Origin of the sequence: Peribacillus sp. FSL E2-0159, from assembly GCF_038643155.1 — a bacterium.
GTDB classification, from domain to species: domain Bacteria; phylum Bacillota; class Bacilli; order Bacillales; family DSM-1321; genus Peribacillus; species Peribacillus simplex.
This window is the reverse complement of the sequence record NZ_CP152053.1, coordinates 1,818,357-1,840,687: the sequence shown is the minus strand read 5'-3', so window position 1 is coordinate 1,840,687 and position 22,331 is coordinate 1,818,357. Positions and strand designations below refer to the sequence as shown.

At 41.1% G+C, this 22,331-nt stretch carries 20 protein-coding genes; 1 reads left to right on the top strand and 19 read right to left on the bottom strand.

Going from position 1 to position 22,331, the window contains the following annotated elements:
* Positions 1 to 239 precede the first annotated feature (239 nt).
* The 14 genes from recA to NYE63_RS09090 all read right to left on the bottom strand — a co-directional run bounded on the left by recA (position 240) and on the right by NYE63_RS09090 (position 15,168).
* Positions 240 to 1,286, bottom strand: coding sequence for a recombinase RecA (gene recA, locus NYE63_RS09155; RefSeq protein WP_207437422.1), 1,047 nt, complete (start codon positions 1,284 to 1,286; stop codon positions 240 to 242).
* A 347-nt stretch (positions 1,287 to 1,633) separates the two neighbouring features.
* Positions 1,634 to 2,866 carry a competence/damage-inducible protein A gene (locus NYE63_RS09150; RefSeq protein WP_307262640.1) on the bottom strand — a complete coding sequence of 411 codons (1,233 nt, stop codon included), beginning with the start codon at positions 2,864 to 2,866 and terminating at the stop codon, positions 1,634 to 1,636.
* A gap of 22 nt (positions 2,867 to 2,888) precedes the next feature.
* Positions 2,889 to 3,473: a CDP-diacylglycerol--glycerol-3-phosphate 3-phosphatidyltransferase gene (pgsA, locus tag NYE63_RS09145; RefSeq protein WP_034313524.1), complete on the bottom strand. Its 585-nt coding sequence runs from the start codon at positions 3,471 to 3,473 to the stop codon at positions 2,889 to 2,891.
* Positions 3,474 to 3,639: 166 nt separating this feature from the next.
* A complete protein-coding gene (locus NYE63_RS09140; RefSeq protein ID WP_342604877.1) occupies positions 3,640 to 4,548 on the bottom strand; it encodes a RodZ domain-containing protein in 909 nt (302 codons plus the stop codon).
* 8 nt (positions 4,549 to 4,556) lie between these two features.
* Complete coding sequence (locus NYE63_RS09135) at positions 4,557 to 5,348, bottom strand: DUF3388 domain-containing protein (protein ID WP_063231810.1); 792 nt, start codon at positions 5,346 to 5,348, stop codon at positions 4,557 to 4,559.
* Between the two features lie 241 nt (positions 5,349 to 5,589).
* Positions 5,590 to 5,847 carry a DUF3243 domain-containing protein gene (locus tag NYE63_RS09130; protein WP_342604876.1) on the bottom strand — a complete coding sequence of 86 codons (258 nt, stop codon included), beginning with the start codon at positions 5,845 to 5,847 and terminating at the stop codon, positions 5,590 to 5,592.
* 79 nt (positions 5,848 to 5,926) lie between these two features.
* Positions 5,927 to 6,652, bottom strand: a complete 726-nt coding sequence (locus tag NYE63_RS09125) for an SDR family oxidoreductase (RefSeq protein ID WP_307262650.1) — start codon at positions 6,650 to 6,652, stop codon at positions 5,927 to 5,929.
* Positions 6,653 to 6,670: 18 nt separating this feature from the next.
* The gene (locus NYE63_RS09120; protein WP_342604875.1) at positions 6,671 to 7,957 is read right to left on the bottom strand and encodes a pitrilysin family protein; all 1,287 of its coding nucleotides are present in this window, start codon (positions 7,955 to 7,957) and stop codon (positions 6,671 to 6,673) included.
* On the bottom strand, positions 7,957 to 9,237 hold the full coding sequence (locus tag NYE63_RS09115; protein ID WP_342604874.1) for a pitrilysin family protein: 1,281 nt from the start codon (positions 9,235 to 9,237) through the stop codon (positions 7,957 to 7,959). The genes NYE63_RS09120 and NYE63_RS09115 overlap by 1 nt, the downstream gene beginning before the upstream one ends.
* Before the next feature lie 210 nt (positions 9,238 to 9,447).
* Positions 9,448 to 10,407 (bottom strand): ABC transporter permease, encoded by a 960-nt coding sequence (locus tag NYE63_RS09110; RefSeq protein ID WP_342604873.1) that lies wholly within the window; start codon positions 10,405 to 10,407, stop codon positions 9,448 to 9,450.
* Complete coding sequence (locus tag NYE63_RS09105) at positions 10,408 to 11,451, bottom strand: ABC transporter permease (RefSeq protein WP_342604872.1); 1,044 nt, start codon at positions 11,449 to 11,451, stop codon at positions 10,408 to 10,410.
* On the bottom strand, positions 11,444 to 12,979 hold the full coding sequence (locus NYE63_RS09100; RefSeq protein WP_342604871.1) for an ABC transporter ATP-binding protein: 1,536 nt from the start codon (positions 12,977 to 12,979) through the stop codon (positions 11,444 to 11,446). The genes NYE63_RS09105 and NYE63_RS09100 overlap by 8 nt, the downstream gene beginning before the upstream one ends.
* Before the next feature lie 211 nt (positions 12,980 to 13,190).
* Positions 13,191 to 14,282: a BMP family protein gene (locus tag NYE63_RS09095; protein WP_342604870.1), complete on the bottom strand. Its 1,092-nt coding sequence runs from the start codon at positions 14,280 to 14,282 to the stop codon at positions 13,191 to 13,193.
* A gap of 160 nt (positions 14,283 to 14,442) precedes the next feature.
* The gene (locus tag NYE63_RS09090) at positions 14,443 to 15,168 is read right to left on the bottom strand and encodes a GntR family transcriptional regulator (RefSeq protein WP_283917434.1); all 726 of its coding nucleotides are present in this window, start codon (positions 15,166 to 15,168) and stop codon (positions 14,443 to 14,445) included.
* Between the two features lie 305 nt (positions 15,169 to 15,473).
* Here NYE63_RS09090 and NYE63_RS09085 point away from each other — a divergent pair, with 305 nt between their 5' ends.
* A complete protein-coding gene (locus NYE63_RS09085) occupies positions 15,474 to 15,773 on the top strand; it encodes a DUF6509 family protein (RefSeq protein WP_342604869.1) in 300 nt (99 codons plus the stop codon).
* 30 nt (positions 15,774 to 15,803) lie between these two features.
* Here the strand turns inward: NYE63_RS09085 and NYE63_RS09080 are convergent, their stop codons facing one another.
* The 5 genes from NYE63_RS09080 to dapA form a co-directional block, all read right to left on the bottom strand.
* Positions 15,804 to 18,134 carry a DNA translocase FtsK gene (locus NYE63_RS09080; protein ID WP_342604868.1) on the bottom strand — a complete coding sequence of 777 codons (2,331 nt, stop codon included), beginning with the start codon at positions 18,132 to 18,134 and terminating at the stop codon, positions 15,804 to 15,806.
* Between the two features lie 239 nt (positions 18,135 to 18,373).
* Positions 18,374 to 18,601 carry a YlzJ-like family protein gene (locus tag NYE63_RS09075; RefSeq protein WP_063231821.1) on the bottom strand — a complete coding sequence of 76 codons (228 nt, stop codon included), beginning with the start codon at positions 18,599 to 18,601 and terminating at the stop codon, positions 18,374 to 18,376.
* Complete coding sequence (locus tag NYE63_RS09070; protein ID WP_094246577.1) at positions 18,598 to 19,344, bottom strand: ATP-dependent Clp protease proteolytic subunit; 747 nt, start codon at positions 19,342 to 19,344, stop codon at positions 18,598 to 18,600. The genes NYE63_RS09075 and NYE63_RS09070 overlap by 4 nt, the downstream gene beginning before the upstream one ends.
* A 128-nt stretch (positions 19,345 to 19,472) precedes the next feature.
* On the bottom strand, positions 19,473 to 21,143 hold the full coding sequence (locus tag NYE63_RS09065; protein WP_342604867.1) for a ribonuclease J: 1,671 nt from the start codon (positions 21,141 to 21,143) through the stop codon (positions 19,473 to 19,475).
* A gap of 283 nt (positions 21,144 to 21,426) precedes the next feature.
* Complete coding sequence (dapA, locus tag NYE63_RS09060; protein ID WP_289324425.1) at positions 21,427 to 22,296, bottom strand: 4-hydroxy-tetrahydrodipicolinate synthase; 870 nt, start codon at positions 22,294 to 22,296, stop codon at positions 21,427 to 21,429.
* Positions 22,297 to 22,331 lie beyond the last annotated feature (35 nt).

The following is a 22,331-nucleotide window of genomic DNA, read 5'->3' as shown; positions in this document are numbered from 1 at the left end:
TTGTAAAATATACATATTAATTGTATAGTTGAGAATTTTTATTGTCAAGCGTTTGTCCCTTATGTATCAATGATTATTCAAGTTTTCTTAATATTAACCATCATAATGTACAGCATTCATTATGGAAGAAGTCTGTAAATCTGATTTCAATGCCATATAAACCTCTGGAAATTTCACACTTTTCTCAAAATATATAGAAAAGGCCTAAGCGAACAAGCTTAGGCCTTTTCCAAATACCATTAATCAAGCAATTCAAAATGCTCTTCTGGTTCATTTTCTTCTGGTGGTAATTCATGCTCGCCATCGAGATTATAGTGATCTCTGATTTTCTGAGAAATTTCCTGAGCGATATCCTGATTTTCTTTCAAGAACAGCTTCGCATTTTCGCGGCCTTGTCCGACACGCTCTTCATTGTATGAATACCACGAGCCGCTTTTAAGGACGATATCAAGATCTGCACCCATATCGATGATTTCACCTTCCTGGGAAATCCCTTGACCATACATGATGTCAACTTCCGCTTGACGGAATGGTGGAGCAACCTTGTTTTTTACAACTTTGATTTTGGTTTTATTACCGACAATTTCATTTCCTTGTTTTAGTTGTTCCGCACGACGCACTTCCAGACGAACAGTTGAATAGAACTTCAATGCCCGGCCTCCCGGAGTCGTTTCAGGATTCCCAAACATAACACCGATTTTTTCACGGACTTGGTTAATGAAAATGGCAATGGTATTTGATTTATTAATGGCACCTGATAGTTTTCTTAGTGCCTGAGACATCATCCGGGCTTGAAGACCCATATGGGAATCTCCCATTTCGCCTTCGATTTCAGCTTTAGGAACAAGTGCTGCCACCGAGTCAATGACAATTATATCCACCGCTCCACTTCGAACTAACGCTTCAGCGATCTCTAAGGCTTGTTCACCCGTATCAGGCTGTGAAAGCAGTAACTCATCGATATTCACACCAAGTTTTTCTGAATATGCTGGATCTAAGGCATGCTCTGCATCAATGAATGCAGCCGTGCCGCCAGTCTTTTGTACTTCTGCAATAGCATGTAAAGCAACAGTCGTTTTACCGGAGCTTTCAGGTCCATATATCTCAATGACCCGGCCTCTTGGATATCCGCCCACTCCCAATGCTACGTCCAATGCTAAAGAACCGCTTGAAATCGTTGAAATCCTACGATCAGACTGTTCCCCAAGTTTCATAATGGAACCTTTACCAAATTGTTTTTCAATTTGTTTTAACGCCATATCTAAAGCCGCTTGACGATCACTCACTCAATTTCCTCCTCTATATTCAAATAATCGGCTGTCCGATTAAAGGTGTACTTACGTTAGCAATTATTTGAGATCAAGGTTTGTATCCTGTCTCAAAACCTATCTTTACTATATACTCTTTTTACTATTTTGCCAAGCAAAAAGTCGAACATTCATTCGTTTTTTTCTTTCGGGATATTCTTTGTAAAAAAGCGTTTTATCTTAAGGAAATCCCCATTTCGTTTCTCGTACTCCCTAAAAAAAACATTTTCATTGAATTAACTTTCTTCTTTTTTCCCTATTTTTCAAGAAACAAACTTCTCAGACCAAATAAAAAGCAGAGCTGTAAAAAGCTCTGCTTATAGCGATTATAAATCCCTTAATAGGTAGTGACAGCCGTACTTCACACTCCGAATACGGTTTTGCGCCCTGCTTCCGGAAAGATTCAACTCCTTGAAATGAGTGTTCCCATCCCGATAGGAAATGCCAATAAATACTGTCCCTACAGGCTTGCCTTCTTGTTCATCCGGCCCTGCAACACCCGTAAAGCTTATGCCTACATCCGCATCGAGCTTGCTCCGGACATTAGAGGCCATTTCCATTGCACACTCACCGCTGACCACCCCATGCTCAGATATCGTATCATCACTGACGCCGAGGACATTCGACTTCGCATCATTCGTATAGCAGACAATTCCGCCTTTGAATACTTTACCGGCACCCGGGATGGTTGTCAGCTGTTCTTGGAACATCCCTCCGGTCAAGCTTTCAGCTGCCGCGATTGAAAGCTTGCGGACCGTTAATTCTTTTACAAGTTCCTTTATTAGCGAAGTATTATCACTTCCATAATGGAACTTGCCGACTCTGCTAAGAATTTCTTTTTCCGCTTCTAAAATAAGCTCTTCGCATTTTTCTTTAGAAGAGTCTTTAGCGGTGATCCTTAACGTCACTTCCCCTTCGGCTGCAAGCGGAGCAATTGTCGGATTCGTTTGATTGACAAGGAGATCTTCAATCACCGTTTCAAGTTCAGCTTCACCTATACCGTAGAACCGAAGAACCTTGGAATCGATCCGTTCATGCTTTTCCAATTTATTCATGATCTTTTCATAACCATAACTTAAAAACATTGGCTCCATTTCACTTGGCGGACCAGGTAGAAGCATATATGTAATCCCAGATTTGGACAAAACCATTCCCGGTGCCATGCCATGATCGTTTGCCAACACTTCACTGCCTTCTAAGACAAGGGCCTGCTTTTTATTGTTTTCCGTCATCGGCCGTTCCCGTTTTTGGAAGTAAGCTTCAATGGATTGCAAAGCTTCATCATTAAAAACGAGCTTTTTCCCTATATGGCGAGCAATCGTTTCTTTCGTTAAATCATCTTTGGTAGGACCAAGTCCACCGGTAAAGACAATCAAGTTCGCCCTCGATTCAGCGATTTCTATAGCTTGTTGTAAACGGCGGTCGTTATCCCCGACCACAGTATGGTAAAAAACGTTGATCCCCATTTCCGCAAACTGCTGCGATAAGAATCTTCCATTAGTGTTATTGATTTGTCCTAAAAGAAGCTCTGAGCCCACTGCAATGATTTCTGCATCCATCTTTTCAAAACCACCATTCGTTTTACTTTGAATTAACAAATACTTCTTTGTTTTTTATAAAATAATCCAAACCTGACCAGATTGTAAAGATTAATGCAATCCATAATGCGATATTAGCAAATGGAAGTGAAATGAGGGCAAAAGGAAGGTTATGCAGCAATAATGCCGAAATAGAAACGATTTGTGCCCATGTTTTAATTTTACCAAGCTGGTTCGCTGCAACCACTTCCCCTGTACCCGCTAACACCAGACGCAATCCGGTGACTGCAAACTCGCGACTTATGATCACGATGGCAATCCAAGATTGACCGTACATTAAATCTAGATCAACCAAAACGATTAAGGCAGCCGAAACCAGAAGTTTATCAGCCAATGGATCTAAAAATTTCCCTAAATCAGTAATCATATTATATTTTCTGGCAAAATGGCCATCGATCCAATCCGTAGTGGAAGCGATAATAAAGAGGATGGCTCCAGCTAAGTGCGCCACTGGCAAACTGTATTCTCCCCAAGTCAGCGTCCCCCATGAAAAAGGAACGAGCATGATGATTAAAAATACTGGTATTAAACAGATTCTTGCTACTGTAATCTTATTAGGCAGATTCAAAACTTTTACCTCCAAAATTTACGCCTGCCTTTTGGGCAATGCGTCTTAGATCTGAAATAATGCTTATATGTATAATTTAACTCAAAATCCAATCTTATATGCCGGGTAAACCATTTCCCGCCGCCTTACTATTTATATAGAGCAAAAATAGTCATCTATAAGATGACTATTCGGCTTTCGTAAATTGTATCGTAACCAATTGCGTATTCACTTCAGTCGGTGAAATGGAATACTCCAGCTTCTCATCATTCACATAAATCTCAGTTTCATATGCTCTGCCTATATTGATGACAGCTTCTTTTTCATTGGTGAAATCAATTTCCTGGCTTTTGTCCTTGTCGATGGTGCCCTGGAAAAGTAATTTGCCTTCACCATTTTTTATGCCGACCCATGGTGAGCCTTTGGAGGTCACCTTTAATTTAAAGGTATCGGTATTTTTTAATTCATACGTACTATTTTTACCGCTGGAACTGGTGACGGCAAGTTTTTGCTCCTTCTTTTCATCTTTGACAACTGCATCATCTTCATTCTTCACATCAGATGAATCTGATTTTTCTTCATTCTGTTTTTGGTCTGCATTCCCTTTTTCTTCGTTAAAACCATCACTTTTATTGTAGCCCACGGCTTCATTCTCTTTAACGTTCTTTTTATCTTCATTATCTGGGTTACTCATATAGTTCGATACCAGCACCCAAATCAAAACGGCCGCACCAATTACTAAAACGACAGCCAAGATCTTCGGTAACATTTCTACAACCTTCGAGTCCCCTGTCGGTATCGTTTTTCTGGATTGGACCCTTGAAAGCTGTTCTGGCAATTCCTCGCTATAGACCGATGGTATTTCACTCTTATATTGTTCGAAAATCTCTTCTGAATCCAGTCCGACCGCTTCACAATATTGCTTTATGAATGCCCGTACATAGAACTTTCCAGGCATCATACTGTAATTTCCCTCTTCAATGCCAATGAGGTAACGCTTTTGAATCTTTGTTAATTCCTGCAAATCTTCTAAGCTAAGACGTTTGGCTTCCCTAGCTTCCTTTAATCGATTACCTAACTCACTCAAATAAAACACCTGCCATTTTAAAAGTCAAAGGAACCAAAATCGGACCCTGAAAACTGGTCTTTTTGGTCGACAACTTCATATGTTATTTCTTCTTCAGGATTGTTTCGCAATTCAATAATATAATCAAAGTCTTCGAGGGTATACTCCGTATTTTGGACAAAAACATCCGGATGTTCGATTACTTTGACAGCATCAAGCCTCATTATTTCGCGGATCAACTGCCAATGACGCTCATTTGCACGGCGAGTTGAAACAATTCCATCTAAAATGAACAAATTATCATTATTATATTCATCCTCAATAAGCTGACTGCGGATAGTCTGCTTTAAAAGGGTCGATGACACAAACAACCATCTCTTATTAGCACATACACTCGAGGCTACGATAGATTCAGTTTTCCCGACACGAGGCATCCCTCGTATCCCAATTAATTTATGACCTTCCTGTTTAAATAGCTCGGCCAGGAAATCGACAAGCAAGCCTAGTTCATCACGAACAAACCTAAAGGTGTTTTTCTCATCGGCATCGCGCTGAATATAACGTCCATGCCTGACTGCGAGGCGATCACGCAATTTAGGTTCCCTAAGCTTAATGACCTTTATCGTATCCATCGTGCGGAGGATTGACTCGAATCTTTCTATATTACGGCTGTCTTTCGCCAACAAAAGTAAACCACGCCTGCCTTCATCGACCCCATTAATGGTGATGATATTAATGGAAAGCATACCCAGAAGGGATGAAATATCCCCTAATAAACCAGGACGGTTGACTTGAATTTCATATTCAAAATACCATTCTTTATTCTCCACGATAACACTCCTTAAGCCTAAAAGTTTTTACCCTACTCAGGGGCAAAAAACTTATCCATCGTAAATTTCAAGGTCTGAACACTTTAATATTAATTGTCTAGCTTCTATAATATAGCATTTCGTGATAAGTTAAAAGGAAAAACCCTAGAAAAATATTCATTTTTATATAAGAGGATAAATAGTCATCCACTTAAATCCAAAAGGCCCTGTTAATTAATAACAGGGCCTTCGGATTGATATTTTACTTCGTTCCATTGTTCTCGACTAACTTGACCATGACATTTGCCATGGCATGTTTTTCTTCATCGCTTGCGACCGACCAAAGATCAGCAAGCACTTTCTCTTGATCATTCTGGGGCTCAACCTGATTAGCCAGGTAATCACCGATTTCGAAAGCCAAGTTGTTAACAGCACTTTCTGACAAACCTTGTTGTTCACCTTGATTTAATCTGTCGCCTAAGAAATTTTTCCATTGATCCCAATTGTCCAGTACAGACATGTATGGTCACCCTTTCCTTCAAAATAGTACATAGATATTTTGTGAAGGAACCGAGAAAATTATACATGTCTAAAAAAAATCATGTGTACCAGCCGCCATTTACGCCTAAGATTTGCCCGGTTATATAAGACGACTTGTCGGAAAGCAAATAGTATACGGCCTCGGCGACTTCTTTGGAATGCCCCATCCTGCCCATCGGGATATCGCCTTTGATGATTTCCAGATCTTCTGCACTGAATGATTCGAGCATGGAAGTGGAAATCGCACCTGGGGCAACGGCATTCACCCTGATTCCATTAAGCGATACTTCTTTGCTAAGCGCCTTGATAAAAGCATTTTGACTGCCCTTGACCATAGAATATAATACTTCACAAGATGCACCTGTCTGCCCCCAAATCGATGTGACCGCAACGATGGCAGCCTGTTCTTGGTACATAAGCTTTGGAAGCAGTTCCTTTGTTAATTGGAAAGGACTCGTTACATGCAGCTGGACCATTTCATTAACGATTGTCTCATCCATGTCCGATATAAGCCCATAATAGCTATTGCCACTATTAAGGACGATTGCATGGAGGGCAAAAATACTTTCCGCCAATTTCTTGTAGCCGTACGGTGCAGCCAAATCCGCTTGAACCGGAATAAGTTCGACTTGATGAGGCTTCAGTTCTTCAATCAGTTCAAGTATCGCTTCTTCATTGCTGTTATAATGTAAATAAAGTGAGTAATTCTCCTCGGCTAGCTTTATAGCGATTTCCCTGCCGATTCCTCCACTGGCTCCAGTAATAAGGGCAAAACGTTTCCCCACATTCCCGCCCCCTTTATATTATTTAGGAAGTACCTGGCAGACAGTCATCCGTTGATCGGATATTAATTCCTTGGCGACCTCCCTGATATCTTCGATCGTTAGTTTTTCCAATACCGATACAACATCGAACAAGTTCATGTCATTGAATGCATATCTGGTGAATTGATTCGCTATATATTCCGGCGAATTCAGGGAACGAAGGAAAGAACCGATTTTTTTCTTGATTGTCCTTTGCAGGCTTTCTTCATTCAGGCCTGTTCCGCCTTTTGATTTTTGCAGGATACCAAATAAAGACTCCGTCAACTCATCAGGTTTGGCACTGTCCCCGCCAATTAACGCAAACCCAAAACCTTGTTCCTGTGTATAATCATAAGAGAAGCTTTGATCAATTAACCCTTCCTCATAAAGCTCCTCGTGCAAAGGTGAACTCTTGCCAAACAGCATTTCCAAATAAATATTTGTCGCCAATTCCCTTTTCAAAAGCTGTAAACCGGATTGATGCACATTGATGGCCTTGATGCCCAGCATCACTTTTGGTGTCTGAACATTCATCCTTAAGACTTCCTTATCCTTGGCAACGGTTTCCGGCTCTTCGTCAAATTTACGTTCCACTTCAGGTTGTTCTTTGTACCCTTTATTATTTTGATTATCCCGAATAAGTTTCATGGTACTTTCGACATCTACCGGTCCTACAACGAATAGGAGCATGTTGCTAGGATGATAAAACGTATTATAACATTCATAAAGCATATCCTTCGTAATATCTGCAATGGATTCCACAGTACCGGCAATATCGATTTTCACTGGATGCTGATGATACATATTGGCTATAGTCCCGAAATATAATCGCCAGTCTGAATTATCATCATACATATTGATTTCCTGCCCAATGATTCCTTTTTCCTTCTCTACCGTCTTTTCCGAAAAGTAAGGATCCTGAACAAAGTCAATTAAGGTAGTTAAATTCCTATCGAAATCGGACGTGCTGGAAAATAAATAAGCTGTACGGGTGAAAGAAGTAAAAGCATTTGCAGATGCTCCCTGCTTTGAAAATTGTTGAAAAACATCACCATCTTCCTTTTCAAACAGCTTATGTTCAAGAAAATGGGCAATCCCATCGGGTACTTTAGAGAATTCCGTTTCATTCAATGGTTTGAAATGGTTGTCGATTGAACCATAATTCGTCGTGAAAGTCGCAAATGATTTATTGAACCCACTTTTCGGAAGAATATATACTTCGAGACCATTATCCATTTTTTCATGGAAAAGTTCTTCTTTCAATTGAGTGAATGCTATTTTTTCCATTACCCTTGCACCTCCCCTTCCGTTAGGAAATAAATCGTATCAAGCTGAATCTTTTGACCAACTGCAATGATTTCTTCCTTTGTCGTCCGCTCTGTTTTTGCAAACCACTCGTCAAGTGATATATCCTGCCCGGAAACCACATTATGATATAAAATTTCCACAAGTCCTCTCGAAACGTCAATGGTTTCAAGGAGTTGGTTCTTAACAACCGCCTTTGTCTGTGCCAGTTCTTCTTCGGAAAAGTTCCCTTGCTTCATTTCCTTCATTTGTGCATGAATGATATCCAATGCCTGCTTGTAGTTGGCATTTTCAATGCCGGCCATGACCATTAAAAGTCCTTTATGACTTTCGAGCCTTGAAGCTGCATAATAAGCAAGGCTGGCTTTCTCCCTGACATTAATGAAAAGTTTCGAATGTGAAAAGCCACCAAAAATCCCATTGAATAGCTGAAGAGCATAATAATCCGGATCACCGTATGCAACTTGGGTTCGATAACCGATATTCAACTTCCCTTGTTTCACATCCGAATTCTCAATGATTTCTTTTTCCTTCTCCACTACCTTGCCCGTCTTCCTTGGCAGTCTCACAGGAACTCGTTCTTGCAACGACACATACTTGTCAGCTAGAGTCTCCACTTCCGATTCATTGATGTCACCGATTACATATAAATCGATTTCATCCTCCGTCAGCATTTTTTTATAATAGGCGAAAAGGGACTCTGGAGTTATCGTTTCCAAGTCTTGAAGATTACCGCTCGCTTCTAAAGCATATGGTTCGTTTTTGCACATTTCCTCTACAAGGCGTGTGGCTGAATATCGCATTTTGTCATCGGAAATGGATTGAATCCGCTGTTTTAAAGAACGGATTTCATTGGAAACCGTTTTAGAGTCGAAGGCTTCGCCGTTCTTCTTCGGATTAAAGATCACCTCTGATAATAGCCCAAAAGCCTTTTCGAGAAGCGGGGTTGAATCACTAAGGAATTTTTCATTTACGATATCGATCGTAAAACTTATGATTTGATATTCTCCTTTTTTAGCTACATCGACATAAAACCCTGCTCCATATAAATCATCAAGATAAGATCGAAGCTCGGGTGTTGTAGGATATTTACTTGTATTGCTTTGTAATACATATGGCAGCAATGCACGATATGTAACGTCCTCTTTTGTCAATGGGGCTTTCATCTTCAGCACGAGAGTATTCGTTTTATATTTATCCGTCCGGACCACATGAAGCTTGTAGCCGCTTTTTTCCGTAATTGTATCGGAAGCAATAGACATGAATAATCCTCCTCATTATATAAATCACCTTTATTAGCTTATTGTTTGTAGATTGGAACTCTTTTAAACATCTACTTAAAATATACATGTGAAAGGAAAAATCATGCAAGTTACAGCTACTTTTTTTGGTTTTTCACCAGCTCACCATCACTTACTGCTCAACCTCAAAAGAAAAAACCGGCCAGCGCAATTTGCTGACCGGTTAAATATTTATCTTTTCCCTTTGATGTATGGCTGTCCGGATGCTTTTGGAGCATCTGCACGTCCAATGAAACCAGTCAGTGCAATAATCGTCAGAACATAAGGAGCGATCAAGAGGTAAACCGATGGAATATCCTTAAAGAAGGGAAGGCTCGAACCAACGATACTTAAACTTTGAGCCAAACCAAAGAATAACGCAGCACCCATTGCCCCGATCGGGTGCCACTTACCAAAAATCATGGCGGCAATGGCCATGAAACCTTGACCATTGATTGTCGCATGATTGAATTCATTCGAAAAGATGGTAGCATAAATCGCTCCGCCGATACCTCCAAAAGCACCCGATAATAAAACGGCTGCATAGCGGATTTTCGTAACATTGACACCCATTGTGTCAGCAGCCATGGGATGCTCACCCACTGCACGGACCCTTAACCCGAATGGTGTTTTATAAAGTACATACCAAACGACAAAAGATATTAGAATCGCTATATATACGATATAATAACCATTTGCGAAAAAGATGGGTCCTATAAATGGAATATCACTTAGTAACGGAACATCAATCCTTGGGAATGTTTCTGTGATTCTATCAGTTTGACCTTTGTCAAAAATCAGCTTCACCAAAAACATGGTCAGACCTACTGCCAACAAGTTGATGGCTACCCCACTAACTGTTTGGTCCGCCCTGAACGTAATGCATGCCACAGCGTGCAGAATGGAAAACAGCAAGCCAGCAATCATTGCCGCTAAGACTGCGAGCCAAGGAGTCCATTCCCCAAATACATCAGCAAACATTAAGTTAAAAACAATCCCTGTAAAGGCACCAATGACCATCAATCCTTCTAAACCGATGTTTATGACACCAGCCCGTTCAGAAAACACTCCTCCGAGTGAAGTAAAAATAAGTGGAGCAGCTAGAGCAATCATAGATGGAATAATAATTTGTAATACTTGGTAAAAATCCACTTATTTCACCCCTTTCTTAAATCGAGCGGCAATCCAACGAATAAAATAACTGGATGCAACGAAGAAAATGATCAATGCTATGACAATATCTACAATTTCACTAGGTATTCCGGTTTCTAGCGGCATATTTAAGGCTCCGGCTTTCAGTCCCCCAAATAATAAGGCCGCCAGCACAACACCAATAGCCGTATTAGCTCCTAGTAAGGCAACAGCAATCCCATCAAAGCCCATACCTGTGAACCCACCTTTGACTGCGGCATAACCGAAAGTTCCAAGACCTTCCATCGCACCTGCAAGCCCTGCAAACGCACCTGAAATAACCATGGAAAGTATGATGTTCTTATTTACACTCATCCCTGCATATTCGGACGCGTGCTGATTGAAACCTACCGCTTTCAGTTCAAAGCCAGTTTTTGTCCTTTCAAGAAGGAACCACATGATGATTACGCAAATAATTGCTACCACTATTCCCCAATGCATCCGGGAAAAATCCGTAATGCTTTCAAAAAAAGGAGACCGCAGTGATGCTGTATCGGCAATTCTTTCTGTTTTATCCAGCTTGTCAGTCATTACATTCCGAATTAAATAATTCGTCACATATAAAGCTGTATAATTCAACATGATCGAAACGATTACTTCATGTACACGGAACTTAGCTTTTAAATAACCAGGGATAAATGCCCACAAGGCGCCAGCAGCTGCACCAGCTAAGATGGCAAACGGCAAATGGATGATCCTAGGAAGATCAAAAGCGATTCCGACCCAAACTGCCGCCAGCCAGCCTACAATTAATTGACCTTCTACACCGATATTGAAAAGGCCCGTACGAAAAGCAAAAGCCACTGCCAAACCAGCAAGAATATAAGGGATAATTGTCCTTACGGATTCCCCTAGATAATAAGAATCACCAATAATTCCATTTATCATGGAGCCATAGCCGGCAACTGGGTCATAGCCGCTTACTAACATGATTATGGCCCCAACGACTAAGCCAAGGATAACTGCTATTAACGGACTCGTTAATTTAGATAAATACTTAGACATTTTGTTTTCCACCTGCTTCCGTCCGTTTACTGCCGGCCATAAGAAGGCCAAGCTCCTGTTCAGTCGTTTCTTTCGGATCGACAATTGCGACGATTTCCCCTTCGTATATAACGGCAATTCTATCGCTCACATTCATGATTTCTTCCAATTCAAATGATATGAGGAGTACCGCTTTTCCTGCATCACGCTGTTCAATTAGACGTTTATGGATAAATTCGATTGCTCCTACATCAAGCCCTCGTGTTGGCTGTGCGGCAATCAATAAATCCGGGTTCCTATCAACTTCCCGGCCGATGATCGCTTTTTGCTGATTCCCGCCTGAAAGCGCCCTGGCCGGGGTATATTCACTTGGAGTTCGAACATCGTAACTTTTGATCAATGAACGGGCTTTTTCAAATATTTTCTTTGAGTTCAAGATACCGGCTTTTGAGAATGGCTTTTGATAGTAGGTTTGCAAGACTATATTTTCCCCAATGCTGTAATCGAGAACTAAACCATGCTTATGTCTGTCTTCTGGAATATGGCCGACACCTGCTTCTGTGATTTTACGCGGCTTAAGATTCCTGATCTCTTTTCCATTTAGCTTTATCGAACCTGCTGTTGTCTTCCTAAGGCCAGCCAATGCTTCAATTAGTTCGGATTGTCCATTCCCATCTACACCAGCGATACCAACAATTTCTCCTGAACGGACAGTTAAATCCAAGTTCCGGACAGCTGAAACGCCCCGGGAATCCTTGACTTCCAGTTCCCGAACCTCCAGAACTAAATCCGAAGGAGTAGCTGACGTTTTTTCCGTCTTAAATAGAACTTCCCTACCGACCATTAAGCTGGCCAATTCGTTAGGATTCGTTTCGTTGACATTCACTGTACCAATTCCTTGCCCTTTGCGTATAACAGTTACCCGGTCACAAACCTCCATGATTTCCTTAAGTTTGTGTGTAATTAAAATGATAGATTTCCCTTCTTTGATAAGGGCTTTCATAATATAAATCAATTCCTTGATTTCTTGAGGAGTCAATACAGCGGTCGGTTCATCAAAAATCAATATCTCCGCACCACGGTAAAGCGTTTTAAGAATCTCAACACGCTGCTGCATCCCAATTGAAATATCGGCAATTTTTGCATAGGGGTCAACACGAAGCTGATATTGTTCTGATAGTTTCCTAACTTCCTCGCTCGCTTCTTTTAAATCGATCTTACCCGCTTTTGATGGTTCTTTTCCTAAAATGATATTTTCTGTTACTGTAAAAGGGTCAACGAGCATAAAATGCTGATGGACCATCCCAATCCCTAAATCATTGGCAATGTTAGGACTAGTAATCTTGACTGGCTTGCCATTCACACGGATTTCTCCCTGCTCAGGCTGATATAAGCCGAATAAAACATTCATCAAAGTGGATTTACCCGCGCCATTTTCACCTAATAATGCGTGAATCTCCCCTTTTTTAACCTGAAGGGTAACGTTATCATTTGCGACGATGCCAGGGAATTCCTTACGGATATTAAGCATCTCAATTACATATTCCACGTATTATCAACTCCTAAAATGAGTGTAAATATTCTTAGTTATTTAATTGCTTCTACTAGCTTATTGATTTTTTAAAAAAACCAAATGAAAAACTACGATTCTATCATAGTTTTTCATTCGATATTTTTCAGTTACTCAGTTACAAAGAGGCAATTGGGAAAAGAAAGAATAGAGGGCAATTCTGCCTCCCTATTCTTTCTGGTATTACAGCTTATAAACCAAGTTTTTCGAATTCTTCATCCGTACCCGGTACTACGAATTCACCTGATTTAATTTTTTCTGTCCACTCTTCGACCGCTTTTAAAGATTCTTCTGTTACGTTATCTTTTGTATCGGAAATGCCTACACCATTTTCTTCGATACCGTACTCAATTACTTTTCCGCCTGGGAAGTTTCCTTCTTTCGCTTTCTCGGAAAGGTCTTTAACTGCTACGTCAACACGTTTTAGCATGGAAGTCAGTGTGATGTTGTCGTCAGTTCCTGGAACTGCCCCTAATTTAGCTTGGTCGCTATCTACACCGATAACATAGATTTCTCTCTTTGGATCTTTTTGCTTTTGCTCGACAGCTTCAGTGAATACACCTTTTCCAGTTCCGCCAGCAGCATGATAAATAATATCGATACCTGAAGAATACATGGAGCCTGCAGTGGATTTACCGATATCAGCTTTATTGAAATCTCCGGCATATTTAACTTCAACTTTCGCATCCGGATTTACAGATAAAACCCCAGCCTTAAAGCCAACTTCGAATTTCTTGATTAATTCAGATTCAACTCCGCCGATAAAACCGACCTTGTTTGTTTTCGTTTGCAATCCGGCAATTACTCCTACAAGGAATGAACCTTGCTGCTCTTTAAAATTAATGCTGGCTACATTCTTTTTATCAACAACTGTATCCACGATAGCAAAGTGTGAATCCGGACGTTGGTCAGCCACTTCACCAACAGCTTCAGCTAAAAGAAAACCGATACCATAGATTAGTTGGTAATCTTCACGTACAAGCGTATTCAGGTTTTTAGCGTAATCGGCATCAGATTTAGATTGCAGATAGTTATAGCCATCTTTACCTTTTTCCAGACCATTATCCTTACCGAATTCCTGAATGCCCTTCCAAGCGGATTGGTTGAACGACTCGTCATCCACGCCGCCAGTATCAGTTACCATCGCAACCGTGAAGTTATCTTTTTTGTCTTTCCCATTTGAAGATTCTTTATCATCATTCTCTGAATTACCACATGCCCCTAGTAGCGTACCAGCTGCAAGAACAAGTGAAAGAGCTAGACCTAATTTGCGCTTTTTCAATTTTTATCCCCCTAATATACATAGTTTTTTGAGCAGGAATGTTCTGAAAAGTCATTTATGTTTGCGTTTTCACTTCTCGTTAATTTTTTTTGCATACGTTTGATCGACTTTTACGGAATCGAAACAAACGCTTGCATTCACCCGTATGCAGGGCCAAGGCCTACACACGTTTACGAAGAACATGAAAGCTGAACATATTGGCTTTAAAGTAGTTAACAGAATACAGGATAGGCTGGTCCCAATCATCCAGATGCATCTGCTTTAGAACGAGTAGTGCGGCTTCTGGCGAACATTTAAGGATAGGAGAAACTTTCTCATGATATCCAATAGGCTCAATCTCTGCTACGGCATGCGTAATTTTTCGATGCGCATCTCTTTCCAAAATATCAAAAAGAGACTCATCATTACGGTCAAAATTTTCTGATAGTATAGATTCAGGAATTTTGTCAATACAGTAGACAACTGGCTCCCCATTCGCTGTCCTTACACGTTCGATGATGACGATGCGTTCATCTGTAGAACAAGAGAACCTGCGTATATCCTCTTCTGTAGGTTCTAGGGCCGTCGAGCTTAAGAAAATCGTACCCGGCTTCATTCCTGCCTCTTCAATCATGTTCGTGACACTTTTTAATTGCTCGATACCTGAAGTGAACCGAGGTTTCGGATTGACGAAAGTCCCAACTCCATGGCGGCGAATGATGATGTTTTCTTCTTCTAAAATTCGCAGCGCTTCTCGAAGTGTCGCCCTACTAACTCCCAATTTTTTTGCAAGATCGAATTCTGAAGGGAATTTTTCATTTTCCTGATAGACTCCTGCTTCAATATCCTGCTTCAGGTAATCAATGACCTGCAAATATAAATGTCGACTATCTGATTTTATTGACATACAGTTTCCCCCAGCTAATTTCTTAAGACATCAGACCTCTGATGTTGAATCATTCCTACTAATCGAAAATAATATAACATTTTTTTTGATATAAATAAATAGTGTTTTACTATTTACTTTAAAAGAATTTAGGAGAAATTACCCTTCCCTGTGTCTTTCAATCTAGAGAAGACCTCGTAATTTGTACGATTATTCTCCTAAATCAGATAAATTTATTTTTGAAAATGCAAAATGAATGCAGCTCTGTTCAAGATGCTGTTTTCCTGTATAATAGGATTTATCTTCTTTGAAGGGATGTACACAAGATGTTAAAGATTACAGAATACACGATTGAAAAATTGAATGATCCATTTGGTATTTTGTCCGGGGAACGTTACGAATTGTTCTTGGATATTGAAGTGCCTGAAGAGGATGAGCTCTTTTCAGAAAATGGTTTATATATCCGCGTGCTTTTTGCTGTGGAAGAACAAATAGGCAAATTGATTAAATATGATATTTTTGAAAAAGGGAACGAAAGCGCACTCGAATTCGATTTAGAAGAAGATGAAGAAGCGATGATTACCGACTTCTGCCTTAAACATATAGACGAGGCGATGAATAATTAAAAACCGGGCTGCTGCCCGGTTTTTTTTTACCTATGATGAATGCGCTTCATCCTGTTCATCTTTAGTAACCAATACATTTCGTGGTTTACTGCCTTCATATGGACCGACAATTCCCCTCGCTTCCATTTCATCAATCAATCTTGCTGCCCGGGTATAGCCAATCCGGAAACGTCGCTGTAGCATGGAAACAGATGCAGTCTGCATTTCTACGATCAAGGACACCGCATCCCCGTATAAACTATCTTCGACTTCACCATTTGAAGTTTCTGCAATTTCATCTGGTATCATTTCTTCGTTATATTGTGCTTTTTGCTGTGAAATGACATATGTGACTACTTCCTCGACTTCATTGTCGGATAAAAAGGCCCCTTGGACGCGAACCGGTTTTGAAGCTCCTGCAGGCAGGAAGAGCATGTCACCCCGGCCTAACAGTTTTTCGGCTCCGCCCATGTCGAGTATCGTTCTCGAATCGGTCATTGAAGAGACACTAAAAGCAATCCGAGATGGGATGTTCGCTTTAATGACCCCTGTAATTACATCTACGGATGGCCGCTGAGTGGCAATTATCAAATGGATGCCAGCGGCACGTGCCATTTGTGCAAGACGTGTGATGGCGTCCTCTACATCATTTGAGGCGACCATCATCAAATCCGCCAGCTCATCGACAATGACTACGATATAAGGCAAGAGAGGTTGTTTTGCATCTTCTTCTATGTTATACCGGTTAATATAATCGTTGTAGCCTTCAATATTACGTGTACCGGAATGAGAAAATAGCTCGTAGCGCCTTTCCATTTCACTGACCACTTTTTGTAAAGCCTGTGCAGCTTTCTTTGGATTTGTCACTACAGGTGCGAGTAAGTGGGGAATTCCATTATAGACATTCAGCTCCACCATTTTTGGATCGATCATCATCATTTTCACTTCATGCGGTTTTGCCCGCATCAGAATACTCGTGATAATCCCGTTGATACAAACGGATTTCCCGCTCCCAGTAGCACCAGCCACTAATAAATGCGGCATTTTATTGAGCTCCGCTTTAACCGCTTCACCAGAAATATTCCGCCCTAAGCCTATTTGCAGTTTTGCGTCAGGCTTGTCAACTTCTTTGGCCTCTAATACTTCCCTTAATGACACCATTGCCACTTCGGAGTTAGGCACTTCTATGCCGATAGCCGATTTTCCGGGAATCGGAGCTTCAATCCTAATATCCTTTGCAGCCAGTGCAAGCGCCAAGTCATCGGATAGGCTGACAATTTTACTTACCTTCACCCCTACATCCGGATGAACTTCATATTTGGTAACTGCTGGGCCTAGATGAACTTGCGTGACCCTCGCTTTCACTCCAAAGCTATGAAAGGTGCGCTCAAGTTTTGCCGCATTTTCATGGATCAATTGGTACTCTCCGCTTTGGTCCGTTTTTTTGGGCTGCAATAATAATGAAAGAGGCGGTAAAAGATATTCTTTATTCTCCACTTCCGTAAAATTCATAGGTGGGACGGCATCATCCTGGTCCTCTGTACTTTCAGCTGCAGGTTCCGTAACAACCGGAATTATTTCATTTTCGTCGCTATAAGCTTTATCAGCAAAGCTGGAAATGATCCGTTCCGTCGCCATTTGCTGTGTTTCCTCTTCTTGATGAAGGGGCTGATCAGTTTCTTCATCCGGATCTTTTTCCCGTTTCTTCTTTTTCACGGGATTCTTTTTCTTTTCATTTTTGTCTTCATTCCACGTTTTCATATCATCTCTGAATGCGGACCATTGCTTTTTGAAAAAGCCGCCGAGACCCATGAAAAACTTCCCGAGGGTTTCACCTAAAGTTTTCCCGGTCAATAGGACGGCACCTACAATGATAAAAAGGAATGAAACGATTTTCGATCCAGCTTCGTCGAATAAAAAGTATGAGGCTGCAAATAATATCGCTCCAATCATACCGCCCCCAAGGTCCTTTGTGCTGGCCTTGCCGGTCACTTCCATCCAGAACAGTTCCCATGTATTCGAAATGACGCTGGGCTTCGTAAACGGTCCTCCATCTGCAAGCATGTTAAACAGCGTCACATGACTTAGTAGGAGCATGCTCGCGACAAGGAAGTACATCCCGACGAATTGCCGTTTTAACAGGTAAGGGACCTCTCTCTTGATCATCAAATAGAAGCCAGCTGCAATTGCTCCCAATAAAAAGAGGATATACCATTCCCCCATGAAGAAGCGGATTAAAAAGACCGTCCCATTTCCCACTGCTCCAAGCTTGGCAATGGCAATGATGGCCAGACCTATTAAAGTTAGGCCAATCAATTCATACTTAAGCGTTAGTTTTAACTTCTCTGTACTATTCTTTTTTCTGCGTTTCTTCTTTGCCATAATATCACCTGATTCTTCATGAAACTATTCTAACTTTCCTATTCAACATCTCTACATGATTTCCCTTCACGAAACAAACGTTCGCTCACTGATTATACCAAATAAAAATGTCCCTGTCCTTGATATATATACCATTTACCCTTAAGGTGGACAATTTTCCCATATAATGAATAAAGCAGCCAAGCGGCTGCTGATTTTCATTCCAGTATATCATAATTTACCTCAGTTAGTCGTTATTACTAAGGATTCATCTGTTCGAACACATTTATGACAGCCCCCGGCTGAATGTGTACATTCATATAATCTTCAGGATCCGTGCTTACAATTCGATCAATTCGAAACGTGCGGCCACCGTCATGTTCAACCATCACATGTACACCATTATAGATCATTTCTATTAAATTTGCCGTCTTCTCATGGTGATGAGGGAAAATTATTTCTTCAGGAACAATCGTATAAAGCGTCATTGCAGAAGCCCCTCCTCTTCACCAGCAATTTTGGGCCTTCTTTCTTCCATGAAGCTATTTAGTTTTCTCATGGCCTGGCCTACTCCTCCTACATCATCGATCATACCAATTTCAACTGCCTCTGCCCCGATTACATTCGTGCCGATATCACGGGTTAAATTTCCTTTAGCAAACATTAAATCCTTAAAACTTTCTTCCGTAACGTTAGAGTGCCTCGTAACAAATTTAATGACTCTTTCCTGCATTTTATCCAAGTATTCAAAGGTTTGAGGCACGCCAATGACTAGCCCTGTCAAACGAATGGGATGAATCGTCATCGTTGCTGTTTCTGCTATAAAGCTATGGTCACACGAAACCGCAATCGGCACCCCGATCGAATGCCCCCCGCCAAGTACAATCGAGACGGATGGCTTTGAAAGGGAAGCCAGCATTTCTGCGATGGCCAGTCCCGCTTCGACATCTCCTCCCACTGTATTTAAAATGACAAGCAGCCCCTCTATATTGGGATTTTGTTCAATTGCCACAATTTGCGGAATAACATGTTCATATTTGGTCGTTTTATTTTGAGGCGGCAGCTGCATATGTCCTTCAATTTGTCCAATGATCGTCAAACAATGGATTTTTGAGTCCTGAGATAGTTGCGGAACATTAGTAGCCCCCAGCTGCTGGATCTTTTCGATTAAAGTTGAATTTTTACCTTCCTGCTTGCCTTCATTTTCATTTGGTAATGGTGCATTATCCACTATGCCAACCCCTTTCTCTTAAGCCTATAGCTTTATTATGTCTCGAGTCTCGGACTTCATTCTTCAAGATAAAAGAGGTTTGATACAGAAAAAAGAACCCCTGACTGTTCAAATCAGGGGTTCCTTACTTAATATTCCATGATGATTGGTAAAATCATTGGGCGTCGTTTCGTTTTTTCATAGAAGAATTGGTTTAACGCATCACGCATTTCCTGCTTCAGCGTGGACCAATCAAAAGGTTGGCGCGACCCATTTTTCTTTACAATTTCACTTACTATTTCAGTTGCTTCCCCAATCATTTTTTCCGATTCGCGAACATATACGAAGCCTCTTGAAATGATTTCAGGGCCTGCTGCAATGCTTTTATCCTGACGGTTCAACGTGACCACTACAATCAAAATGCCATCTTGGGATAACAAGCGCCGATCACGAAGAACGATATTACCCACATCTCCAACACCGCTGCCATCAATCAAGATATTTCCTGCAGAGACTTTGCCGGAAAGACCCATTTTATTGCCCTTTAGTTCAATGACATCACCTTTTTCGGCAATTATGATGTTTTCTCGTTTAATCCCCGCGGCTAGCCCAACTTTTTGATGGGCATATAAATGGCGGTATTCCCCATGTACAGGGATGAAGAATTTAGGATTCATCAAATTAATCATCATTTTAAGTTCTTCCTGGCTGCCATGCCCTGTTACGTGCACTTTATATTTATTTGCAGATACCACTTCCGCACCTACCCTGTATAGCAAATCGACGGTTTTGGATAAAATAAGTTCGCCGCCTTGTAGGGGTGATGCACTGATCAAAACTGTGTCTCCCTTTTTGATCGTTACCTGCTTGTGGGTCTGTTTAGCCATTTTTTGAAGTGCCGCAATGGGCTCCCCCTGATGACCTGTCGATAACACGACGATTTCACGGTCGTCATACTGGCTAATTTCATTAATTGGGATTATCAGTTCTTCTTCGACCTTTAAGTAGCCAAGGTTCAAGGCAGTTTCATAAACGCGTTGCAGGCTTTTTCCTACCACTGCCACTTTTCTGCGACTTGCTGCCGCTGCATTGAAAACATGTTGAATCCGGTTGATGTTCGAAGCGAAGCACGCAACGATGATCCTTCCGGAGGCAGCATGGAAAGCCTCTGTAATATCTTTGGCCACAACTGCTTCAGATGTGGTATAACCTGGCCTCTCGGCACCGGTACTATCCGAAAGCAAGCATAGGACACCTTCTTCACCGATACTAGCCATTTTACCGATTTCCGGTTTATATAGATCTGTTGCCGCTTGGTCGAATTTGAAATCCCCTGTATAAACGATTGCACCTTCACGAGTGTGGATCACGACTCCGACGGAATCGGGAATACTATGGTTAGTCCGGAAAAAAGACACGGCTGCTTGAGAGAAACTTAAAAGAGAATCCGAATCGATTTCAGTGAATATTGCCCTGCCGTTAAAGCCATCTTCCTTTAATTTCGTTTTGATTAAAGCAAGTGTAAGCTTTGTTCCATAAACAGGGACCGGTAAATATTTCAAGACATAAGCAAGCGCTCCCATATGGTCTTCATGACCATGAGTAATGAATATCCCCTGTACCCGTTCCTTATTATCCATCAAATAAGAAATATCAGGGATAACCGCATCGATTCCGAGCATTTCGTCTTCTGGCAGCATTAACCCTGCATCAAGAAGATAGATGTCCTCGTTCACCTCGACGACGTACATATTTTTACCAAGTTCCCCTTGTCCTCCAAGAGAAATCACTTTTATTCCATTATTTTTATCTTTACCCAATCGAATATCCTCCTTAAAAAATCCCGTTCATAATTTCCCAATGATTTCATTATAACCGATGTTCAAAAAACATGACAACACTTACCATTTTCAGAGGGACTTTTTCATTTAATTCAAAAAAACAACCTATTATGTAAGAGATCCTTTGTACTTTTATCCAGTTTCGATCGATCATAAAAAAAATTCAATATTTTCATCCCGAAATCGGAAAGTAAATCCCATTCATATACATCATTATGTAAAAACAAGCCAATCTTCAACGATCAGCTTGTTCCGTGTCTTTTTATTTTTTTAATACCTTGGTTAATGCAAGGCGCTCCTGCTCCGTCAATGGCACGATTGGAAGTCTCACCGATCCAACGTCAATTCCATATAACTGAAGTGCTGTTTTGACAGGTGCAGGGCTTGGCGCCGCAAACAAACCTTTTATAAGCGGTAACAGTTCCTGATGCAGCCGGGCTGCCTCTTTCAAATTCCCACTGATGAAGGCCTCCACTATTTTCTGCAACTCATTACCAGCAATATGTGAAGCAACCGAAACTACACCCACACCACCAATCGCCAATACTGGGAGTGTTAAAGCGTCGTCCCCACTATATAATGCAAAATCTTCATCCGTGCCGGCTATGATTTGGGTCATAGCGTTTAAATCCCCGCTCGCTTCCTTAACGGCTACGATATTAGGGATTTTTGAAAGGCGGATGATCGTTTCCGGTTCAATGTTAACCGAAGCGCGCCCAGGAATATTATATACCATAACAGGGAGCGTCGTACTAGCTGCAATAGCCTTAAAATGCTGGTACAGACCTTCTTGATTCGTTTTACTATAATACGGGGCCACCAGCATTATCGCATCGGCGCCATTTTGTTCCGCTTTTTTTGTCAACTCGATGGAAGCATACGTATTGTTGCTTCCTGTACCCATAATGATGGGTACACGTTTTTCAACAACTTTAGAAACATGGCGTAATAACGCGATTTTCTCCTCCGAAGATAAAGTTGGGGATTCACCTGTCGTTCCCGAAAGCACAAGCGAATCCGTTCCATTCGTTAATAAGTAATTAACCAATGAAGTCGTCTTTTGAAAATCAACATTTCCCTTGCTATCGAAAGGGGTGACCATTGCGGTTGATACTCTACCAAATATCATCATCTAACACCTCTTTAATTTTTAAAACCTTTAATTTA

Coding starts and splice junctions, on each gene's coding strand:
- NYE63_RS09150 (WP_307262640.1), bottom strand. CDS start 2,866: ATGGATGCAGAAATCATTGCAGTGGGCTCAGAGCTTCTTTTAGGACAA.
- NYE63_RS09130 (WP_342604876.1), bottom strand. CDS start 5,847: ATGTCTGTACTGGACAATTGGGATCAATGGAAAAATTTCTTAGGCGAC.
- NYE63_RS09120 (WP_342604875.1), bottom strand. CDS start 7,957: ATGGAAAAAATAGCATTCACTCAATTGAAAGAAGAACTTTTCCATGAA.
- NYE63_RS09115 (WP_342604874.1), bottom strand. CDS start 9,237: ATGTCTATTGCTTCCGATACAATTACGGAAAAAAGCGGCTACAAGCTT.
- NYE63_RS09105 (WP_342604872.1), bottom strand. CDS start 11,451: ATGTCTAAGTATTTATCTAAATTAACGAGTCCGTTAATAGCAGTTATC.
- NYE63_RS09090 (WP_283917434.1), bottom strand. CDS start 15,168: ATGTCAATAAAATCAGATAGTCGACATTTATATTTGCAGGTCATTGAT.
- NYE63_RS09085 (WP_342604869.1), top strand. CDS start 15,474: ATGTTAAAGATTACAGAATACACGATTGAAAAATTGAATGATCCATTT.
- NYE63_RS09080 (WP_342604868.1), bottom strand. CDS start 18,134: ATGGCAAAGAAGAAACGCAGAAAAAAGAATAGTACAGAGAAGTTAAAA.
- NYE63_RS09075 (WP_063231821.1), bottom strand. CDS start 18,601: ATGACGCTTTATACGATTGTTCCTGAAGAAATAATTTTCCCTCATCAC.
- dapA (WP_289324425.1), bottom strand. CDS start 22,296: ATGATGATATTTGGTAGAGTATCAACCGCAATGGTCACCCCTTTCGAT.